Annotated in this window: 15 protein-coding genes and 1 pseudogene; 4 read left to right on the forward strand and 12 right to left on the reverse strand. The window is 65.0% G+C overall.

Going from position 1 to position 16,361, the window contains the following annotated elements:
- Window positions 1–177: 177 nt before the first annotated feature.
- The 4 genes from ACH2DG_RS19975 to ACH2DG_RS19990 form a co-directional block, all read right to left on the reverse strand.
- Window positions 178–1,677, reverse strand: coding sequence for a PepSY domain-containing protein (locus ACH2DG_RS19975; RefSeq protein WP_395028288.1), 1,500 nt, complete (start codon window positions 1,675–1,677; stop codon window positions 178–180).
- A 4-nt stretch (window positions 1,678–1,681) separates the two neighbouring features.
- On the reverse strand, window positions 1,682–3,829 hold the full coding sequence (locus ACH2DG_RS19980) for a TonB-dependent receptor (RefSeq protein WP_395028301.1): 2,148 nt from the start codon (window positions 3,827–3,829) through the stop codon (window positions 1,682–1,684).
- 177 nt (window positions 3,830–4,006) lie between these two features.
- Entirely contained in the window at window positions 4,007–4,369 is a 363-nt protein-coding gene (locus tag ACH2DG_RS19985; protein ID WP_395028289.1) for a DUF2946 family protein, read from the reverse strand.
- A 139-nt stretch (window positions 4,370–4,508) separates the two neighbouring features.
- Complete coding sequence (locus tag ACH2DG_RS19990) at window positions 4,509–5,144, reverse strand: FMN-dependent NADH-azoreductase (RefSeq protein WP_395028291.1); 636 nt, start codon at window positions 5,142–5,144, stop codon at window positions 4,509–4,511.
- 307 nt (window positions 5,145–5,451) lie between these two features.
- On the opposite strand from ACH2DG_RS19990, the gene ACH2DG_RS19995 reads away from it, so the two are divergent.
- From ACH2DG_RS19995 to ACH2DG_RS20005, 3 genes are all read left to right on the forward strand, one after another.
- On the forward strand, window positions 5,452–6,378 hold the full coding sequence (locus tag ACH2DG_RS19995) for a LysR family transcriptional regulator (RefSeq protein ID WP_184707471.1): 927 nt from the start codon (window positions 5,452–5,454) through the stop codon (window positions 6,376–6,378).
- Between the two features lie 79 nt (window positions 6,379–6,457).
- Window positions 6,458–7,177 carry an RBBP9/YdeN family alpha/beta hydrolase gene (locus ACH2DG_RS20000; protein ID WP_395028292.1) on the forward strand — a complete coding sequence of 240 codons (720 nt, stop codon included), beginning with the start codon at window positions 6,458–6,460 and terminating at the stop codon, window positions 7,175–7,177.
- Window positions 7,178–7,279: 102 nt separating this feature from the next.
- Window positions 7,280–7,924 (forward strand): trimeric intracellular cation channel family protein, encoded by a 645-nt coding sequence (locus tag ACH2DG_RS20005; RefSeq protein WP_395028293.1) that lies wholly within the window; start codon window positions 7,280–7,282, stop codon window positions 7,922–7,924.
- An 82-nt stretch (window positions 7,925–8,006) separates the two neighbouring features.
- Here ACH2DG_RS20005 and ACH2DG_RS20010 read toward each other — a convergent pair whose 3' ends face one another.
- Complete coding sequence (locus ACH2DG_RS20010) at window positions 8,007–9,077, reverse strand: alcohol dehydrogenase (protein WP_395028295.1); 1,071 nt, start codon at window positions 9,075–9,077, stop codon at window positions 8,007–8,009.
- Between the two features lie 132 nt (window positions 9,078–9,209).
- On the opposite strand from ACH2DG_RS20010, the gene ACH2DG_RS20015 reads away from it, so the two are divergent.
- The gene (locus ACH2DG_RS20015; protein ID WP_395028296.1) at window positions 9,210–9,341 is read left to right on the forward strand and encodes a hypothetical protein; all 132 of its coding nucleotides are present in this window, start codon (window positions 9,210–9,212) and stop codon (window positions 9,339–9,341) included.
- A gap of 289 nt (window positions 9,342–9,630) precedes the next feature.
- On the opposite strand, the gene ACH2DG_RS20020 is transcribed toward ACH2DG_RS20015, so the two are convergent.
- The 7 genes and pseudogenes from ACH2DG_RS20020 to ACH2DG_RS20050 all read right to left on the reverse strand — a co-directional run.
- A complete protein-coding gene (locus tag ACH2DG_RS20020; protein ID WP_395028302.1) occupies window positions 9,631–10,131 on the reverse strand; it encodes a disulfide bond formation protein B in 501 nt (166 codons plus the stop codon).
- 182 nt (window positions 10,132–10,313) lie between these two features.
- The gene (locus ACH2DG_RS20025) at window positions 10,314–11,447 is read right to left on the reverse strand and encodes a sulfate/molybdate ABC transporter ATP-binding protein (protein ID WP_395028298.1); all 1,134 of its coding nucleotides are present in this window, start codon (window positions 11,445–11,447) and stop codon (window positions 10,314–10,316) included.
- Between the two features lie 26 nt (window positions 11,448–11,473).
- Complete coding sequence (cysW, locus tag ACH2DG_RS20030; RefSeq protein ID WP_395028299.1) at window positions 11,474–12,451, reverse strand: sulfate ABC transporter permease subunit CysW; 978 nt, start codon at window positions 12,449–12,451, stop codon at window positions 11,474–11,476.
- 3 nt (window positions 12,452–12,454) lie between these two features.
- Window positions 12,455–13,327, reverse strand: a complete 873-nt coding sequence (gene cysT / locus ACH2DG_RS20035) for a sulfate ABC transporter permease subunit CysT (protein WP_395028300.1) — start codon at window positions 13,325–13,327, stop codon at window positions 12,455–12,457.
- Between the two features lie 78 nt (window positions 13,328–13,405).
- Window positions 13,406–14,410, reverse strand: coding sequence for a sulfate ABC transporter substrate-binding protein (locus tag ACH2DG_RS20040; RefSeq protein ID WP_224152062.1), 1,005 nt, complete (start codon window positions 14,408–14,410; stop codon window positions 13,406–13,408).
- 289 nt (window positions 14,411–14,699) lie between these two features.
- Window positions 14,700–15,404 carry a glutathione S-transferase gene (locus ACH2DG_RS20045; RefSeq protein WP_395028303.1) on the reverse strand — a complete coding sequence of 235 codons (705 nt, stop codon included), beginning with the start codon at window positions 15,402–15,404 and terminating at the stop codon, window positions 14,700–14,702.
- Window positions 15,405–16,361: pseudogene (locus ACH2DG_RS20050) on the reverse strand (rhodanese-related sulfurtransferase); the annotation flags it as partial.

Below are 16,361 nucleotides of genomic sequence, written 5' to 3' on the forward strand. Positions count from 1 at the left end.
CCGGGCGCCCCGCAAAGCCACTGTCGCGGCGCGAGGAGATCGTAAACACGTTCTTCGCGCAAGACGAGGGCGGCATTGTAGCTATGGATTTTGTAGTTACCTGTCCGCTGCGTTACGCCCCAAAGGCGTGATCGGAGTCAACTCCCTCCACTGACCGTGGCCTGGCCGCCTATCGCCCTAGCGGCGCAGCGTTGCCCGCAGCCTGCGCCAACCCACCACCACGCCGGTGGCGCTCAGCAGCAGGCCGCCCAGGCTCAGCACGATCAGCAATACATCCCACAGCGGGCGGCGCTCCAGCAATGGCAGCCAGTCCCAGCTATGCAGCATGGCAAACAGCCAGCGGTTGGCGCGCCGGTGGCTGTCGAGGCTGCCCAGAACTGCGCCGGTGCGCGGATCGACATGTACCCAGGTGCGGTTGGCGTCGTCAAACACCACGCGCCAGATGGGCAGGGGTTTGTCGCTGCCGCCCGTCATGCTGTGTTCGGTGCGGGTGTAGTAGTACAGGTCGTAGGCGCTCAGCGTGTCGATTCGCGCCACGGGCGCAGCCAGCAGGCGGGGCAGGGCAGCGCGCAGCGCCGCGGTATCCACATGCCAGGGCTGCGCCGTGCGGGCGTCGAGCAGTTGCGCGGTGGTGCTGGAGCCATAGGCTTGCACCACGGGCTGGCCCAGCACCATGGTCCAGCGCAGCTCGCGCGTGCCGGGGCCTGCGGCCTGCAGCAGTTGCTCCGGGGTGGCGCTGGCGCCCAGCTCTGCCAGTGCCTTGCCATGCAGCGCGGCTGCCTGCACGGGAGGGGCGCCGCTGCTCAGCACCTTCCAGGGGTTCATCGACATCAGGCCGCTGAAGATCCAGGTGAGGGTGACGGCGGCAAACAGCAGGCCGCTGATGTGGTGCCAGCGCATCAGTCGGCCGGGGTAGGGGGTGCGGCGGCCATTGCGGTAGCGGGTGCCAAAGCGCCAGCGCATCACACCCACTACGCTGCCGGTGATGGCGCCTGTGATACCCAGGATGGAGAGCCACACGACGATGTCGTTCCAGTACTTGTCGAGCACGCCGCCGCGCAGCGGATAGAGCCAGTGCAGCCAGGCGCCCGCATAGTTCCAGGCGCGCTCGCTGCGGGTGGCATCGCGCACCACGTCGCCCGTGGGGCCCGATACGTAGAGCCAGGTGCCATCGGCCAGCGCCACCTTGTGCAGTGGCCGGTGGGCATCGAGTGCGCGCGAATGGGTGGCTGCGTCTTCCTCCAGGGGGCCCAGGTATGTGAGTGGGCTGCCGCTTCCCGCCCAGGCGGCAGCGGTGGCGAGGGCCGTGGCTTCATCGGCGGCAGGCAGAATGCGGCCGGTACGCGCATCCACCACCACGGTGCCGGGGCTCGGCCCTTGCACACCTTTTGCCGGGGTGAGCTGGTACACCGGCTGGCCTGCGCGGCTGGCAGACAGCCGCAGCTCCCGCAAGGGCTGCTGCCACCCGGCCAGGTGGAGTGCCTGCAGAGGCGGCAGCAGCCCGGCTTGGGCCTGGAGGGCAGGCAGGTGGGCGAGGCGTTCCTGCGCGGTGAGCTTGGGGTAGCCCACGTACATCATCACCACGCCCGATACGAACCACATCGCAAACAGCAGGCACAGCGCAATGCCCAGCCAGCGGTGGGTCACATACCACCAGCGCTTGAGGGAGCGTGCCATGGCCTCAGAACCTCACGCGCAGCGTTACATCGGCCGTGCGCGGTGCGCCCAGGTAGGCCATCGTTCCCACATTGGCGGCGTAGACCTTGTCGGTCACGTTGCGCACGCGGGCGACCACGGTGGTGTTGCGGCTCCACTGGTAGCTGGCGCCCAGGTCGAGCAGGGTGTAGGCGCTCCAGGTCTGGGTATTGGCGGCGTCGGCGTAGACCTTGCCCACATGGCGCAGGCCGGCATTGAACTGCCACTGCGGGCTCGCGCGGTAGGAAGTCCACAGGTTGGCAACCACGCGCGGCGTATTGGTAGGCGTCTTGCCTGCGAGCGAGATGCCGCCCTGCGTGAAGTCGTCGTACTGCGCATCCACCAGCGCCACATTGCCTTGCACCGACCAGGCCCGGGTAGGTTGCAGGCCCAGGGCCAGCTCCACCCCGCGCGATGACTGCTGGCCCACCAGCAGTGTCTGGCTCGGCTGGTTCGGGTCCTGCGTGGCGATGTTGTTGCGCTGCAGGTGGTAGAGCGCCACCGTGGCCGTGCCCTTGCCCTGCCAGAAATCGAGCTTGCTGCCCAGCTCCACCTGGCGGCCGGTGGTGAGGGCGCTGTTGTTGCGCACGTCGGCAAATGACGCGGTGGTGAGCACGCCCGAGGGCGGGTCTGCCGCCGTGGCGTACTGTGCGTACAGGTTGGCGCCGGGCGCCACATCCCACACCAGGGCGAGGCGGCCGGTGGTGGGCTGGTAGCTGCGCGAGAACGCGGCCGGGTTGGTGGCAGTCACTTCACGGCGGTTGGTCAGGTCGAGATCGATGCGCTCGTGCCGCAGGGCGCTCAACAGGTGCAGGGAGGGCGCGAGCTGCGTGCGGTTTTCGGCATACAGCGCCACGGTGGTCACGCGGTTTTCGCGGTCCGGGCGAAAGCCCGGCGCCATGCCCGGAATGTCGAAGAAATGCTCGGTGCTGAAGTCATACGGATCGACCGTGCTGACGGTGGTCGACAGGCTATTGGGAAAGCGCGTCTGCCGGTTCACGCTCACATCCAGCCCAAAGGCCCAGTCGCTGCGCAGGCCTGCCAGCTCGCCCTGGTACTGGCCATCGATGCGGTTGCCCACCAGCCGCTGCTGGTGGCGCTGCAGCAGGGGGGACGAGCGCAGCACGGCAGTGTTGTCCGGGTTGAAGCGGTACACCTCCACATTGCGGTAGTCGCGCAGTGCGTCGTAGGCGTAGAAGGTGTTTTTCAACTGCAGCCGGTCATTCACCCGCCAGTCGGTCAGCGAGCGCAGCCACTGCACCCGCTGGGCGTACAGGCCGTCCTGGCTGTTGTAGTTTTTGAAGCGCGTGCCCGGGTCGATCCGCAGCGCGCCCGCAGTGGGATTGAGCAATGGCGTGCCCCAGTAGGGGCGGTCCACCCGCTCGTGCTGGGCTTCGTAGGCCAGGGTGTGGGTGACGCCGCCGCCCAGGTCCGACAGCAGCGAGGCGGCCAGCTGCGTGGCCTCGGCCCGGGTGCCTTGCGTCCAGCCGTGGGCGTTGCGGTGGTTCAGGTCCAGGCGCAGGTAGTGGTCGCCCGCGCCCGTGCCGTCGCCCGCCACGCGCCGGTTGATGCCGACGGACGCCTCCTTGGCGGCGTGGCTGCCCAGGCGCAGCTGGCCTTCGCTGAAATCGCTGCGCTCGGCCAGCTTGGTGATGATGTTGATCGTGCCGCCCACGCCCCCTGCGCCATACAGAAAGCTGCTGGCGCCGCCGATGGCTTCGACCCGGTCGTAGATCCAGCTGTCCACCGGGCGCGCCGCAATGCCGTATTGCACATTGATGCCGTTGAAGAGTTGGTTGAGCGAGCTGCCGCCAAAGCCGCGCCAGCTCACCCCGACGTTTCCGGGCGCATCATGGGCGGTCACGCCGGGAATGCTCTTGAGCATCTCCTGCGTGTTGGTGGCGCCACGCTCCTCAATGGTGGCGCGGTCCACCACCGTCACCGCAGCCGGTGTGTCGCGCACTGTCAGGCCCAGGCGGCTGCCTGTGGCGGCAGGGGCGCCCAGGTTCAAGGTGCCATTGGGGCGTTCGGCACTGCCTTGTACTGTGACGGCGGGCAGCTCCGCTTCATGGGCGGGGGCCGATTGCGATGGAGATTGCGCGCTGGCTGCAAAGGGCAAGGCGCCCAGCGCCATCCAGGCCGCCAGGCCAAGGGCCGAAAAAGCAACGCCATGGGGCGCGCGCAAAGCGGTGCGGGCTGGCGCAGGCGGCGCAGCCACAAAGATCAGGGAAGACATGGTTCATCCGGGTAAAGCAGGGCGCAGCCACGCACGGCGGCAGGGCCCGGTTGGTTTCAGGCTGTGAAAACGGCTTTACACGGATGGAGGCGGCCCGCGCGGGGGCAGCGGCGCCCCCACCACGGCCGCAAGGCGCGCGGCAACAATGGGCTGCACGGCCCGGCCCAGCGGCTGGGCCTGGGGAAGCTGGGGCATGGAATCGACCCCGGGCAGCGCCAGCGTGGTCAAACACATCGGGCAATCGAGGTGGTGCGGCGCCAGCGCGCTGTCGTCGCCGCTGTCGCCCACCACCACCAGCTTCATGTCACCGCTGCTGGAGCAGACCACGTCCCACTGCTGTGGCGCGACGATGGGCGAGGCCATGCCCACGCCCAGCGTCAGCGCAAACCACACCAGCACGAGGCGGGCAGTCAGGCGGAGTGAGCGAAGGGCTTGCATGGCGCCGCATTATGCAGGATGAGGGGTGCAGTGGCAAAAAAACCGCCGGGCAATACCATGCCGGGCGGCCAAAAAGCTGCCGCAAAGGGAACGGCAGCATGCGCGGGGGGCGGAGGGGCTCGCCACCCCGGGCATTCCGTCAGGCAGCCTGTGCCTCCACAAGAGGCGTGGCCACGGCGCGGGCGATCTCTGCCTGGCCATTGGCGATGCCAGCGGCACGGGCTTCCGGGCCCATGCCCAGGCCTTCGGCGCGCACAAACTGCACATCCGTCACGCCGATGAAGCCAAAAATGGTCTGCAGATAGGTTTCCTGGTGCTCCATGGCGCGGCCCGCTTCGGTGGCCGAGTATTGGCCGCCGCGCGATTCCACGACGATCACCTTCTTGTCGCCAGCCAGGCCCTCGGGGCCGTTGGCGGTGTAGCGGAAGGTGCGGCCCGCCTGCAGCACGCGGTCGATCCAGGCCTTGAGCTGGCTGGGGATGGTGAAGTTGTAGAAGGGCGCGCCCATCACCACCACGTCGGCAGCGAGGAACTGGCTCACCAACTGTTCGCTGATGGCGTTCTGCGCGCGCTGCGCTTCGGTGGTGGCTTGCTGGCCGGTGCGAAAGCCCAGGGCGTCTTCACTCAGGTGGGGTGGCGTGTTCACGGCCAGATCCAGGTACTCCACCTCGGTGTTGGGGTGGATGGCGACCCAGGCCTTCACGGTTTCTGCCGTCAGTTGGCGGGATACGGAGTTGGCGCTCAGGATGGACGAATCGATGTGCAGCAGTTTCATGGTCTCAAAAATAGAATCAAAGAAGAAAAAAGGCGGGCTTGCCGTCGCGGCAGCATGCTGCGCCTTGACCTAGAAATTCTGTCAGGTTTGCCTTGCGCGATTAACCGGCAAAACGGGAATAGATTGTTCTATTTTTAGAACCATGGTGGCAAAATCTAGCCAACTGTCTTGGCCACGCACAGCGTGGGTGCGATGCGGCGCGGTGCTTTGCATTGGCATCGTTTTGCTATTAAAGATGTAGCTTCTGGCGCTTTTCTGTATTGCGCTCCAAGGCATTCTTATTCATTGTTTCCGAGCCACCACCATGATGCACGACCTCAACGACATGTACTACTTTGCCGAAGTGGTGGAACGCGGCGGCTTTGCCGCTGCGGGCCGCGCGCTGGGCATTCCCAAATCGCGCCTGTCGCGGCGCATTGCCGAGCTGGAAGGCAAGCTTGGCGTGCGCCTGCTGCAGCGCACCACGCGCCGCCTGTCGCTGACCGACGCGGGGGAAACCTTTCTGCGCCACTGCCAGTCGGTGCGGGAGGCTGCGCAGAACGCGCAGGCCGCCATCGAGCAGACCCAGCGCGAGCCATCGGGCACCGTGCGTGTCTCGTGCCCGGTTACGCTCAGCCAGGGGATCGTTGGCGCGCTGCTGCCCGAGTTTCTGCGCCGCCACCCCAAGGTGCGCATCGAAATGATGGTGAGCAACCGCACCATCAACCTGCTGGAAGAGGGGATCGACGTGGCGCTGCGGGTGCGTGTGTCGCTGGACGACAGCGGCAGCCTCGTCGTCAAGCGCCTGGGCATGACACGCCAGGTGCTGGTGGCCAGCCCCGAGCTGCTGGCCATCCATGGTGAGCCCACCTCGCCGCAGGACCTGGGCACCAAGCTTCCCACGCTAGCGCTCAACAGTGCCGATGGCCATTCCACCCTGCAGCTGCAGACCAGTGCGGGCGAGCCCATGGTGCTGCACCACCAGGCGCGCTATGTGGCCGACGACCTGGTGACGCTGAAATACGCGGTGATGGACGGCATCGGCGTGTACTGGATGCCCGACTACATGGTGCGCGAAGAACTGGAGCGTGGCGACCTGGTGGAAGTGCTCAAGGACTGGCGCCTGCCGGAAGGCATCTTCCACGCCGCCTTTGTGTCGCGCCGCAACATGGCACCGGCGCTGCGCGTGTTTCTCGATTACCTGGGCGAGAAACTGCCGCAGCAGCACCCGCGCCTCATCAACCGGCTGGCTTGAGTTTTTAAATAGCAATTAGGTATAACAAAACAAAAAATAATTCGTTGTGGTTTGAAGGGATGGGTCAGACAATGCGCCCATGTCTGTCTCCGCTGCCGCTGGCTCCTCGGGCTTGAAAGCCGCCCGCACTGCACTGGAAGGTTCCGCCTTGCTGGCGCGCCCGCTGGTGCGCGGCGCCTCGGCTGAGGGTGCCAGAGGCGCTGAAGACAACGGTGCGGATGTGGGCGCTCAGCCTGTGACGGTCATCATCGTGCCGGGCTGGCGCAATTCCGGCCCGGGCCATTGGCAAAGCCTGTGGGCCGAGCGCATACCGGGAGCGATCCGCGTGCAGCAGCAGGATTGGGCCAAGCCCCACCGCGCTGCCTGGGCAGCCGCCGTGCAGCAGGCGATTCTGGGCGCGCCGCATTCTGTGGTGATTGCCGCGCATTCGCTGGGCTGCATTGCCAGCGTGCACGCGCTCGCTAGCCTGCCGTCCGAGGCCCTCGCGCGCGTGGCGGGGGCCTTGTTCGTGGCGCCAGCCGATCCGGAGCGCCGTGCGCTGTTTGAGGATTTCAGCCCCGTGCCAGCGCAGCCGCTGCCGTTTGGCAGCATCGTGGCAGCTGGCAGCAACGACCCGTATTGCCCCATCCGCATGGCCAGCGCCTATGCCAAAAGCTGGGCCAGCACCTTTGTGCGGGTGCCCGATGGCGGGCACATCAACATCGAATCGGGCCACGGCGAATGGCCGCTGGGCTGGGCCTTGCTGGGCGCCCTGGTGGCGCAGGCAGGGGTGCGGGCGCCCATACGGGCGGCGGCCTGAGTTGCTGGCTGGCCTGCAAAGCGGGCGCCTTGCCTGTCTCGCGCTTGCGACACAGGGGCAGCACGGGCGCGCATTCGCTGGCATTGCGCCGACAATGCCGCCATGGCCTTCAACACGCCCCAGATCATTGACACCGCCCGCCAGGTGCTGGAGATTGCGGCGACCATTGCGTTTGCACTCTCGGGGGTGATCAAGGCCGCGCACAAGAAACTCGACGTGGTGGGCGTGTGCGTGGTGGCCTTCATTGCGGCCTTTGGCGGCGGTACCCTGCGCGATCTTCTGCTCGACCAGCGGCCCTTCTTCTGGGTGCGGCATGAAAACTTCGTCTGGGTTGTCATGCTGGTGAGCCTGTTGGCCGTGGGCTTCATGCGGCAGCGGCACTTTGCCGTCACCGAGCGTGCCATGCTCTGGCCCGACATGCTGGGCCTGGGCCTCTTCGCCGCCGTGGGCGTGGACATGGCGGCAGAGCAGGGCATGTCGCCGCTGATGTGCGTGATGATGGGGGTGATCACCGGCGTATTTGGCGGCGTGCTGCGCGATGTGCTGTGCGGCGAGATTCCGCAGGCCTTCCGCGACCACCAGCCCTATGCCGTGTGTGCCTTCATCGGCGGCTGGGTGGACATCCTGCTGCGCAACTCCCCGGTGCCGGAGATGGCCCCCATGCTGGCCTGCGTGTTCGTCACCGCCGGACTGCGTGCCATTGCGCTGTGGCGGCAGTGGCGCCTTCCGAGCTGGCGCGTGGAGTGAAGGGGCAATGGTTGTGTCGCGTTGGAAAAAACCACCGCAGCGCGGTGGTTGGTGAAGAGGGGATGCAGCGAGGCGCAATGCGTCAAGCCGCTTCTCCTTCTGGCGTCAGCACGAGGCGCCCCACGGCCTTGCCCTGTTCCAGCGCCACAAGCGCGGTGAACGCCTTGCTGAAATGCATGCAGGTGGTGGGCACCGGGCTCAGGTTCTTGTCCTTGACCAGCTGGATCAGCTCCTGCAGATCGCGCAGGTTGCCCACATAGGTGCCCTGGTAGGTCAGCGCACGGATGGCGTGCGTGGGGGTTGGCAGGTCCACATGGCCGCCGAACAGGCCAATCTGCACCAGATGGCCGCCCTTGGTGAGCAGGTCAATACCGGCCTGCACCGTCTGGCTGGAGCCCACGCAGTCGATGATGGCCCAGACGGCGCCGCCAGCGGCCGCCTTCACATCGGCCAGGAAGGTAGGCGATTTGGGGTCGATCACCGTGTCGGCACCGGCCTTGAGCGCCGCTTCGTGCTTGCTGGCATCAGGCTCGATCACCACCACGCCTGCGCCGCCCATGGCTTTCATCAGCAGGATGGCCATGAGGCCCAGGCCCCCGGCGCCAAACAGTACGATCTTCTCGTCCTTGAACACCTGCGGGTCGATCTTCTTGATGGCGCTGTAGGTGGTGAGGCCTGAGCAGGCATAGGGCGCTGCTCGCTCGGGCGGCATGTCGCCGATATCGACTAGGTAGTAGGCGTGCGACACCAGCACATGGTCGGCATAGCCGCCGGGCTGGTACACGCCCATCGATTTGCCTGCGAGGCACAGGTTTTCGTCGCCACGCTTGCAGACCTTGCACTGGCCGCAGCCGTGCCAGGGGAAGACGACGTACTTCTTGCCCACTTCCACGCCCTTGGCGTCGGGTCCCACGGCGATGACTTCGCCGGCAATTTCGTGGCCCATGGTGAGCGGCAGCTTCATGCCACGGTCGGCCATCGACAGCTTCTTGCCATTGCCCAGGTCGTACTCGCCATGCCAGATGTGCAGGTCCGAGTGGCACACCCCTGCTGCCTCGATGCGCACCAGCACCTGATCGCCGGTAGGCACTGGGGTTTCGCGCTCGGTGCGCACCAGGGGTTCACCAAAGGCGGTGACTTCGTAGCTGATCATGGACTGTCTCCTTCGTAGTCGAATCGGTAGTGGTGCGGCCCGCTTGCAGGCCTTGCAACAATTGATGGTAGTGCCAGCCGCCGCGCAGAGATACTGCCCCGGTGCCGCACCAGTCACCTAGGGGATAAAGCGGTGCAGGCGATTTTGGTCAAGAAGTGGTTGAAGAGCACCATGGCCGTTGCCGGGCGCCATGGGCTGGTGCGGCCTAAGAACGTGTTTACGATCTCCTCGCGCCGCGACAGCGGCTTTGTGGGGCGCCCCTGACCGGGCGTCCCTGACTGGGCGTCCCTGACCGGGCGCCCCCAAACCCACTGTCCCTCCGGGTTGGAGTGAAATCGGGCGATTTCTTTGCGCTGGCCCTTGCTTGCACCCCTGTGCAAGCTGCGGCCCATCGCTTCGAACTCATCCCGATTGCACTCCAACGCGGCTGCGTAGAGATCGTAAACACGTTCTAAGGTGTTTTTGCAGGCACAATGAAAAACGCCCCTTGCAAGGGGCGTTTGGTGTGCGTGCGATGGGTATGCGGTCAGCGCTCTCTCTGCGCTAGGCTGCATCAGCGCTTGGCTTTGAAGATGGCCAGCAGCAGCACGATGAAGAACGCCGTGAAGGCCACAAATGACCAGTTGGCGATGGAGCCGCCCAGGAAGGTCCAGTCAATCGCCGTGCAGTCGCCCGAGCCACGGAAGATCATGGGCAGCGAACGGCTGATGGGGTAGTTTTCGATCATGCCGTAGAAATCGCGGCCGCAGGTTGCAAATTCGGGCGGATACCACTGCAGCCAGCTTTGGCGCGCGGCGGTGAAGGCGCCAAAACCGGCAAACAGCACTGCCAGCCAGGCAAAGCTCTTCCACCAGCCGGCGGTCGATGGCTTCAAGCTGCCGATCAGCGCAAACACGCCAACGGCAATGAGGCAGTAGCGCTGAACGATGCACATGGGGCAGGGCTCCAGCCCCACCACATGCTGCAGGTACATGCCAAAGCCCAGCATGGCCGCGCAGGCCACAAAAATCAGCGCCAGGGTGCGGCGCGGTGCGTTCCAGATCCAGTTCACGATGTTGTTGTCCTTGTTGCTGCCTTATCGGGGCAGGCCCGATATCCAGCCATCTTAAGCCAAGCGGTCGGCTGCGCTCAACCCGTCGCAGACAGGCGGTTGAGGCCAGGCGCCAAACCCTGCTGCAGCAGTGCCGCAGCGGGGTTTCAGCAACCAGGCATCAAAAGGGCGATGACCGGGCCAGACTAGATGTTGGCAGCGTAATCGACGAAAACCTTGGCTTGGCGCGGTGTCACCACCAGCGTTTCGCCTTCCTTGAGGCCCATGGCGCGGTATTGCTGCGCAGGAATCTGCGCCTCAATCAACCGTTCTCCATCGGCACCCTGGGCTTGGTGTCCGTTCGTTGGAATAAGTTCCAGGCGCGCAATCGGCCCCACGACGATGGCTCGGTCGAGCTGGGCGATGATGCCGCGCGGGCGGCCCTGGTCGTCCTTTTCCTGGCCGGGCGAGTAGCGCTCCACGTCCAGCTCGTGCGGGCGCACGTAGGCCAGGGTCTGGGCGCCGTTGGCTGCATTGGCGGCGGCCAGCTCGGGCGAATCGATCTGCACGCCGCCTTCCACCACGGTGTGGCCGTCCACGGCGCGGCCATGGAACAGGTTGACATCGCCCAGGAAACCGTAGACGAAGGGGCTGGCGGGGTGGTCCCACACTTCCTGCGGCGTGCCGCTCTGCTCGATTTGCCCCTTGTTGATGACGACCACGCGGTCGGCCACTTCCAGCGCCTCTTCCTGGTCGTGGGTGACGAAGATGCTGGTGACGTGCAGCTCGTCGTGCAGGCGGCGCAGCCAGCGGCGCAGTTCCTTGCGCACCTTGGCGTCCAGCGCGCCAAAGGGCTCGTCGAGCAGCAGCACCTTGGGCTCCACGGCCAAAGCACGGGCGAGCGCAATGCGCTGGCGCTGGCCGCCCGAGAGCTGCGAGGGGTAGCGGTCGGCAATCCAGTCGAGCTGCACCAGTTTGAGCAGGCTCATCACCTTTTCCTTGATCTGCGCTTCGCTCGGGCGTTCCTTGCGCGGCTTGACGCGCAGGCCGAAGGCGACATTCTCGAACACCGTCATGTGGCGGAACAGCGCGTAGTGCTGGAACACGAAGCCCACATTGCGGTCGCGCACATGCACGTCCGTCGTGTCTTCGCCGCTGAACTGGATGGTGCCGCTGTCTGCGGTTTCCAGCCCGGCAATGATGCGCAGCAAGGTGGTCTTGCCGCAGCCCGAGGGGCCGAGCAGGGCAATGAGTTCGCCCGACTGGATATCGAGGCTCACATTGTTCAGCGCCTGGAAGCTGCCAAACGACTTGGAGATGTTTTGGATTTCGATGCTCATATCCAAACTTTCAAAATTTTATATATTTAGGCGGCCACGGCGCTGTCATCGCGCGGGCGCTCGGGTGGCAGGCTGGCGGCGGCCTGGCGGTCCTTTTCGGCACGCCACTCGGCAACGGTCTTGAGCACGAGCGTGACCAGTGCCAGCAGTGCCAGGAGCGAGGCCACGGCAAATGCGGCCGACGACTGGAAGTCGGCATACAGGATTTCGACCTGCAGCGGTATGGTCACCGTCTGGCCCCGGATGGCGCCCGAAACCACCGACACCGCCCCGAACTCTCCCATCGCACGGGCATTGCACAGGATCACGCCGTAGATCAGGCCCCACTTGATATTGGGCAAGGTCACCCTCCAGAAGGTCTGCCAGCCGGTGGCGCCCAGCACGATGGCGGCTTGCTCTTCGTCGCTGCCCTGGGCCTGCATCAGCGGGATCAGCTCGCGCGCGATGAAGGGGAAGGTCACAAAGATGGTGGCCAGCACGATGCCGGGTACGGCAAAGATGATCTTGGTGTTGTGCCCTTCCAGCCAGGAGCCGAACCAGCCATTGGCGCCAAACAGCAGCACATAGGTGAGGCCTGCCACCACGGGTGATACCGAGAACGGCAGATCGACCAGCGAGGTGAGCAGCGCCTTGCCCTTGAACTCGAACTTGGCAATGGCCCAGGCCGCGGCCACGCCAAACACCAGGTTCAGCGGCACGGCGATCAGCGCCGTCAGCAGGGTAAGCTTGATGGCCGACCAGGCATCGGGCTCGGTCAGTGCCGCCACATAGGTGTCCCAGCCCTTGCGCAAGGCTTCCACAAACACGGCCAGCAGCGGCAGCACCAGAAAGACGAGTATGAAGACCAGCGCGGCGCCAATCAGGCTCCAGCGCACCCAGCGCGGCTCGGTCACCGTGCTGGTGGGCTGCGGCCCCTCGCGGTGCGATACATAGAGGTAGCTGGCGATCACGGCGCCCAGCACGGCCACCACACCGGCCAGCAGATACAGGTACATGGGTTGCATGGTTCAGATCCCCGCGCGTTTGCGTTGCCAGCTTTGCAGGCCGTTGATGAGCAGCAGCAGCACGAACGAGATGACCAGCATCACCATCGCAATGGCGGTGGCGCCGGCGTAGTCGTGCAGCTCCAGCTTGGCCATGATGACGAAGGGCGTGATCTGCGACTCCATCGGCTTGTTGCTCGAGACGAAGATGACCGAGCCGTACTCACCCACGGCGCGTGCGAAGGCCATGGCAAAGCCGGTCAGCAGGGCCGGGCCGATGGCGGGCAGGATCACTTTGTAGAAGGTCTGCCAGCGCGAGGCGCCCAGGCTGCCCGCGGCTTCTTCCAGCTCTTTCTCGAAATCCTCCAGCACGGGCTGCACGGTGCGCACCACGAACGGCAGGCCGATGAAGATCAGCGCAATCACGATGCCCACGTTGTTGAACACGAGCTGGATGCCCAGCGGCGCAAAGTACTGGCCGATCCAGCCGTTGTCGGCCAGCAGGGCGGTGAGCGAGATGCCCGCCACGGCCGTAGGCAGCGCAAAGGGCAGGTCGACCAGCGCATCGATGATCTTCTTGCCCGGAAAGCTGTAGCGCACCAGCACCCAGGCGATCAGCATGCCAAACACCAGGTTGACCACGGCGGCAATGGCAGAGGCGCCGAAGGTGACCTGGTAGGCCGAGACGGCAATCGGGTCGGAGACGACTTTCCAGAACTGCGCCCAGGTCAGCCCAAAGGTCTTGACGAGCAGGGTGGTCAGCGGAATCAGCACGATGATGCTGAGGTAGAAAATGGTGTAGCCCAGCGTGAGGCCAAAGCCCGGCAGCACGCGCCGGGCAGCGCCCCGGCGGGGGGCTGGCGCGGCGGTGGCCGGGGCAGTGAGTGCAGCAGACATGAATCGCAGTCCAGTATTTACGATGAATGCAGGAGCGCATAGCGCCCGACTGGCGGGCGCTAAGGAACGATGGGGCTTTTACTTCTTGTCGCCGGTGAACAGCTTGTCAAACTGCCCGCCATCGCCAAAGTGGGTCTTCTGCGCTTCGCCCAGGCTGCCAAAGTACTTGGCGACCGTGAACTGCTTGATCGGCTTGAACACATCGGCATGCTTTTTCAGCACGGCTTCGCTGCGGGGGCGGATGGCGTGCTTGGCCGCGATTTCCTGGCCCTCGTCGGAGTACAGGTAGTCCAGATAGTCCTTGGCCAGGGCGCTGGTGCCCTTTTTCTCGACGGTGCGTTCAACCACCGCCACAGGGTTCTCGGCCGTCACGCTGACCGATGGGTACACCGCATCGACCTTGCCCTTGCCGAATTCGCGCTCGATGGAGACGACTTCCGACTCGAAGGTGATCAGCACATCGCCCACATTGCGCTGCAGGAAGGCGGCGGTTGCGTCGCGCCCGCCCTTGGCCAGCACGGGCACGTTCTTGTAGAGCTTGCTGACGTAGGCTTGCGCATCGGCGTCCGAGCCACCTTTTTCACGCACCTGGCCCCAGGCGGCCAGGTAGGCGTAACGGCCGTTGCCGCCCAGCTTGGGGTTGACCACGACGACCTGCACGCCGGGCTTCACAAGATCATCCCAGTCCTTGATGCCCTTGGGGTTGCCGTTGCGCACCAGAAACAGCATGGTCGATGTGGTGGGTGACGCGTCGTTGGGGAACTTCTTGGTCCAGTCCTTGGCCACCACGCCCTTTTCGGCGAGGTACTCCACGTCGGTCGTGGTATTGAAGGTGACCACATCGGCGGCCAGCCCTTCGGCCACGGCGCGGGATTGCGCGCTCGATCCGCCATGCGACTGGTCCACCTTCACATCGATGCCCTTGGTCTTTTTGTAGTGGGCGATGAAGGCGGCGTTGTAGTCCTTGTAGAACTCGCGCGCCACGTCATACGACACGTTGAGCAGCTGGTTCTGGGCCAGTGCCGAACCACTGGCCACCACGGCAGCCGCCACCAACAAAGACTTGATTCCACCGAATTTCATGTTCTGCTACCCGCTTGTATGGATTGATGTAGCAAATTGTGGACTTCTGTTTTTAAAACTCAAACGAATATATTCTTTTTTATTTATGGCGTTTTTGGAATATAGAACGGGTGAGGCGTGGATGCGCCCCTTGGGATGCCGCCAATCGTGAAGACCGAGCGGCAGGGCTCTGACCCCATTTTGGGTGCTGCTTTCGGGTTCAAACGGATATCAAATGGCAAAAATAACTGCAAGCGCCCAACCATCAAGCGCCAGCAGCTATTGATTTTGTAGTGTGAACGCCGCCGACTCAGGCAGATGCCTGGCCTTCCAGCGTATCGGCATCAGCAGGAAACAGCACACCTGCCTCGTCCGGGTGCCAGGCGGGGTACTTGTTCATCACCTGTTCAAACAGGGCCGAATCGGTCAGGCGCGTCAGCCAGGCCTGCAGGTGCGGCCAGGGCTGGGCCTGCCAGGCGGCTTCGTCGATACCGGCGAACTGGCGCACAAAGGGGCGGATGGCCATGTCGGCCAGGCTCGGGTCGCGGCCAAACAGGTAGCCGGTGGCTGCAAGCTGCTCGTTCAGCCCCGAGAGGAAGGCGCGGGCGGCATCCTGCGCGGCAGCGGCGTCCGCTTCGGGGTGGCGGTTGGGGTACTTGCAACGGTCCAGCGCCTGCTTGAACTCGCCATCATTGCGGGCGATCAGGGCGCGCATGTCGTCCATGCTGCCTGCCGTGGGGGCGAGCCAGCCGTCCGGGTCGTTCTGGCCAAGCGCCCACAGCATGATGTCCAGGCTCTCGTCAATGACCGAGCCGTCGGCCAGCACCAGCACCGGCACGGTCGCCTTGGGCGAGGCGGCCAGCAGGGCCGCAGGCTTGTCCTTGAGCACCACCTCGCGCAGTTGGCACTCTACGCCCGCCTGGGCCAGGGCGAGGCGCGCGCGCATCGCATAGGGGCAGCGGCGGAAGGAGTAGAGCACTGGCAGGCCCTGCAAGGCATTGAGCTGCTCGGCCATCTTCTGCTGGCGCGGCTGCTGCGAGCTGGCCTGTGTGTGGCCCAGGTGCGATTCTCCACGCGCGGCGGCCAGGTCCATCTGGCGCTGGCGCTCGGCCAGGGCGGCTTCCTGCTCGGGCGTGCGTGTGCCATGGCAGTAGGGGCAACTGACGCCGCGCACATAGTGGGGGTGCTGCATGTCGGCCTCGCCCAGGGGCATGCGGCAGCTGCGGCACAGCTGGTGCGGGCCGCGCTGCAGGCCGTGGCCCACCGAGACGCGCTCGTCAAACACAAAGCAGTCGCCCCACCACATCGATGCGTCCTGCGGAATCTCTTCGAGGTACTTGAGAACGCCGCCCTGCAGGTGGTAGACGTTGTCAAAGCCCTGCGACTTCATGTAGGCGGTGGATTTTTCGCAACGGATGCCGCCGGTGCAGAACATGGCGATCCTGTCCTTGCCATGCAGCACGCCGCCCGGCTGCGATTGCTCGGCCACCCATTGCGGAAATTCGGTAAAGCTCTTGGTGTGCGGGTTGATCGCGCCCTCAAAGCTGCCAATGCCCACTTCGTAATCGTTGCGCGTATCCACCAGCACCACATCGGGCTGGCTGATGAGGGCATTCCAGTCCTCGGGCTTCACGTACTGGCCGGCATTCAGCGCGGGGTTCAGCTCCGGCACGCCCAGCGTGACGATTTCGCGTTTGAGGCGCACACGCATGCGGTAGAAGGGGTTGGCGGCCGCAAAGGCCTCCTTGTGCACCAGATCGGACAGGCGCGCATCGCGCTTGAGCCAGTCCAGCACCGCATGCACGTCATCGGGCAGGCCAGCAATGGTGCCGTTGATGCCTTCGTGGGCGAGCAGCAGCAAGCCTTTGACCTGGCGGGCGTCGCACAGGTCCTGCAGGGGCTGCTGCCAGTCCGCGAACTCTGGCAAATCGATGAACTGGTAAAGCGCGGCGGTAAGGTATTGCTGGGACAT

Source organism: Comamonas odontotermitis (assembly GCF_040396735.1).
Lineage (GTDB): Bacteria > Pseudomonadota > Gammaproteobacteria > Burkholderiales > Burkholderiaceae_C > Comamonas > Comamonas odontotermitis_C.

What these genes read in the sequence shown, in the direction of transcription:
- ACH2DG_RS19995 (WP_184707471.1), top strand. Translation starts at nt 5,452, where the DNA reads ATGCACGACCTCAACGACATGTACTACTTTGCCGAAGTGGTGGAACGC.
- ACH2DG_RS19990 (WP_395028291.1), bottom strand. Translation starts at nt 5,144, where the DNA reads ATGAAACTGCTGCACATCGATTCGTCCATCCTGAGCGCCAACTCCGTA.
- cysW (WP_395028299.1), bottom strand. Translation starts at nt 12,451, where the DNA reads ATGCAACCCATGTACCTGTATCTGCTGGCCGGTGTGGTGGCCGTGCTG.
- ACH2DG_RS19975 (WP_395028288.1), bottom strand. Translation starts at nt 1,677, where the DNA reads ATGGCACGCTCCCTCAAGCGCTGGTGGTATGTGACCCACCGCTGGCTG.
- ACH2DG_RS20045 (WP_395028303.1), bottom strand. Translation starts at nt 15,404, where the DNA reads ATGGCCGAGCAGCTCAATGCCTTGCAGGGCCTGCCAGTGCTCTACTCC.
- ACH2DG_RS20010 (WP_395028295.1), bottom strand. Translation starts at nt 9,077, where the DNA reads ATGATCAGCTACGAAGTCACCGCCTTTGGTGAACCCCTGGTGCGCACC.
- ACH2DG_RS20000 (WP_395028292.1), top strand. Translation starts at nt 6,458, where the DNA reads ATGTCTGTCTCCGCTGCCGCTGGCTCCTCGGGCTTGAAAGCCGCCCGC.
- cysT (WP_395028300.1), bottom strand. Translation starts at nt 13,327, where the DNA reads ATGTCTGCTGCACTCACTGCCCCGGCCACCGCCGCGCCAGCCCCCCGC.
- ACH2DG_RS20040 (WP_224152062.1), bottom strand. Translation starts at nt 14,410, where the DNA reads ATGAAATTCGGTGGAATCAAGTCTTTGTTGGTGGCGGCTGCCGTGGTG.
- ACH2DG_RS20005 (WP_395028293.1), top strand. Translation starts at nt 7,280, where the DNA reads ATGGCCTTCAACACGCCCCAGATCATTGACACCGCCCGCCAGGTGCTG.
- ACH2DG_RS19985 (WP_395028289.1), bottom strand. Translation starts at nt 4,369, where the DNA reads ATGCAAGCCCTTCGCTCACTCCGCCTGACTGCCCGCCTCGTGCTGGTG.
- ACH2DG_RS20025 (WP_395028298.1), bottom strand. Translation starts at nt 11,447, where the DNA reads ATGAGCATCGAAATCCAAAACATCTCCAAGTCGTTTGGCAGCTTCCAG.
- ACH2DG_RS19980 (WP_395028301.1), bottom strand. Translation starts at nt 3,829, where the DNA reads ATGGCGCTGGGCGCCTTGCCCTTTGCAGCCAGCGCGCAATCTCCATCG.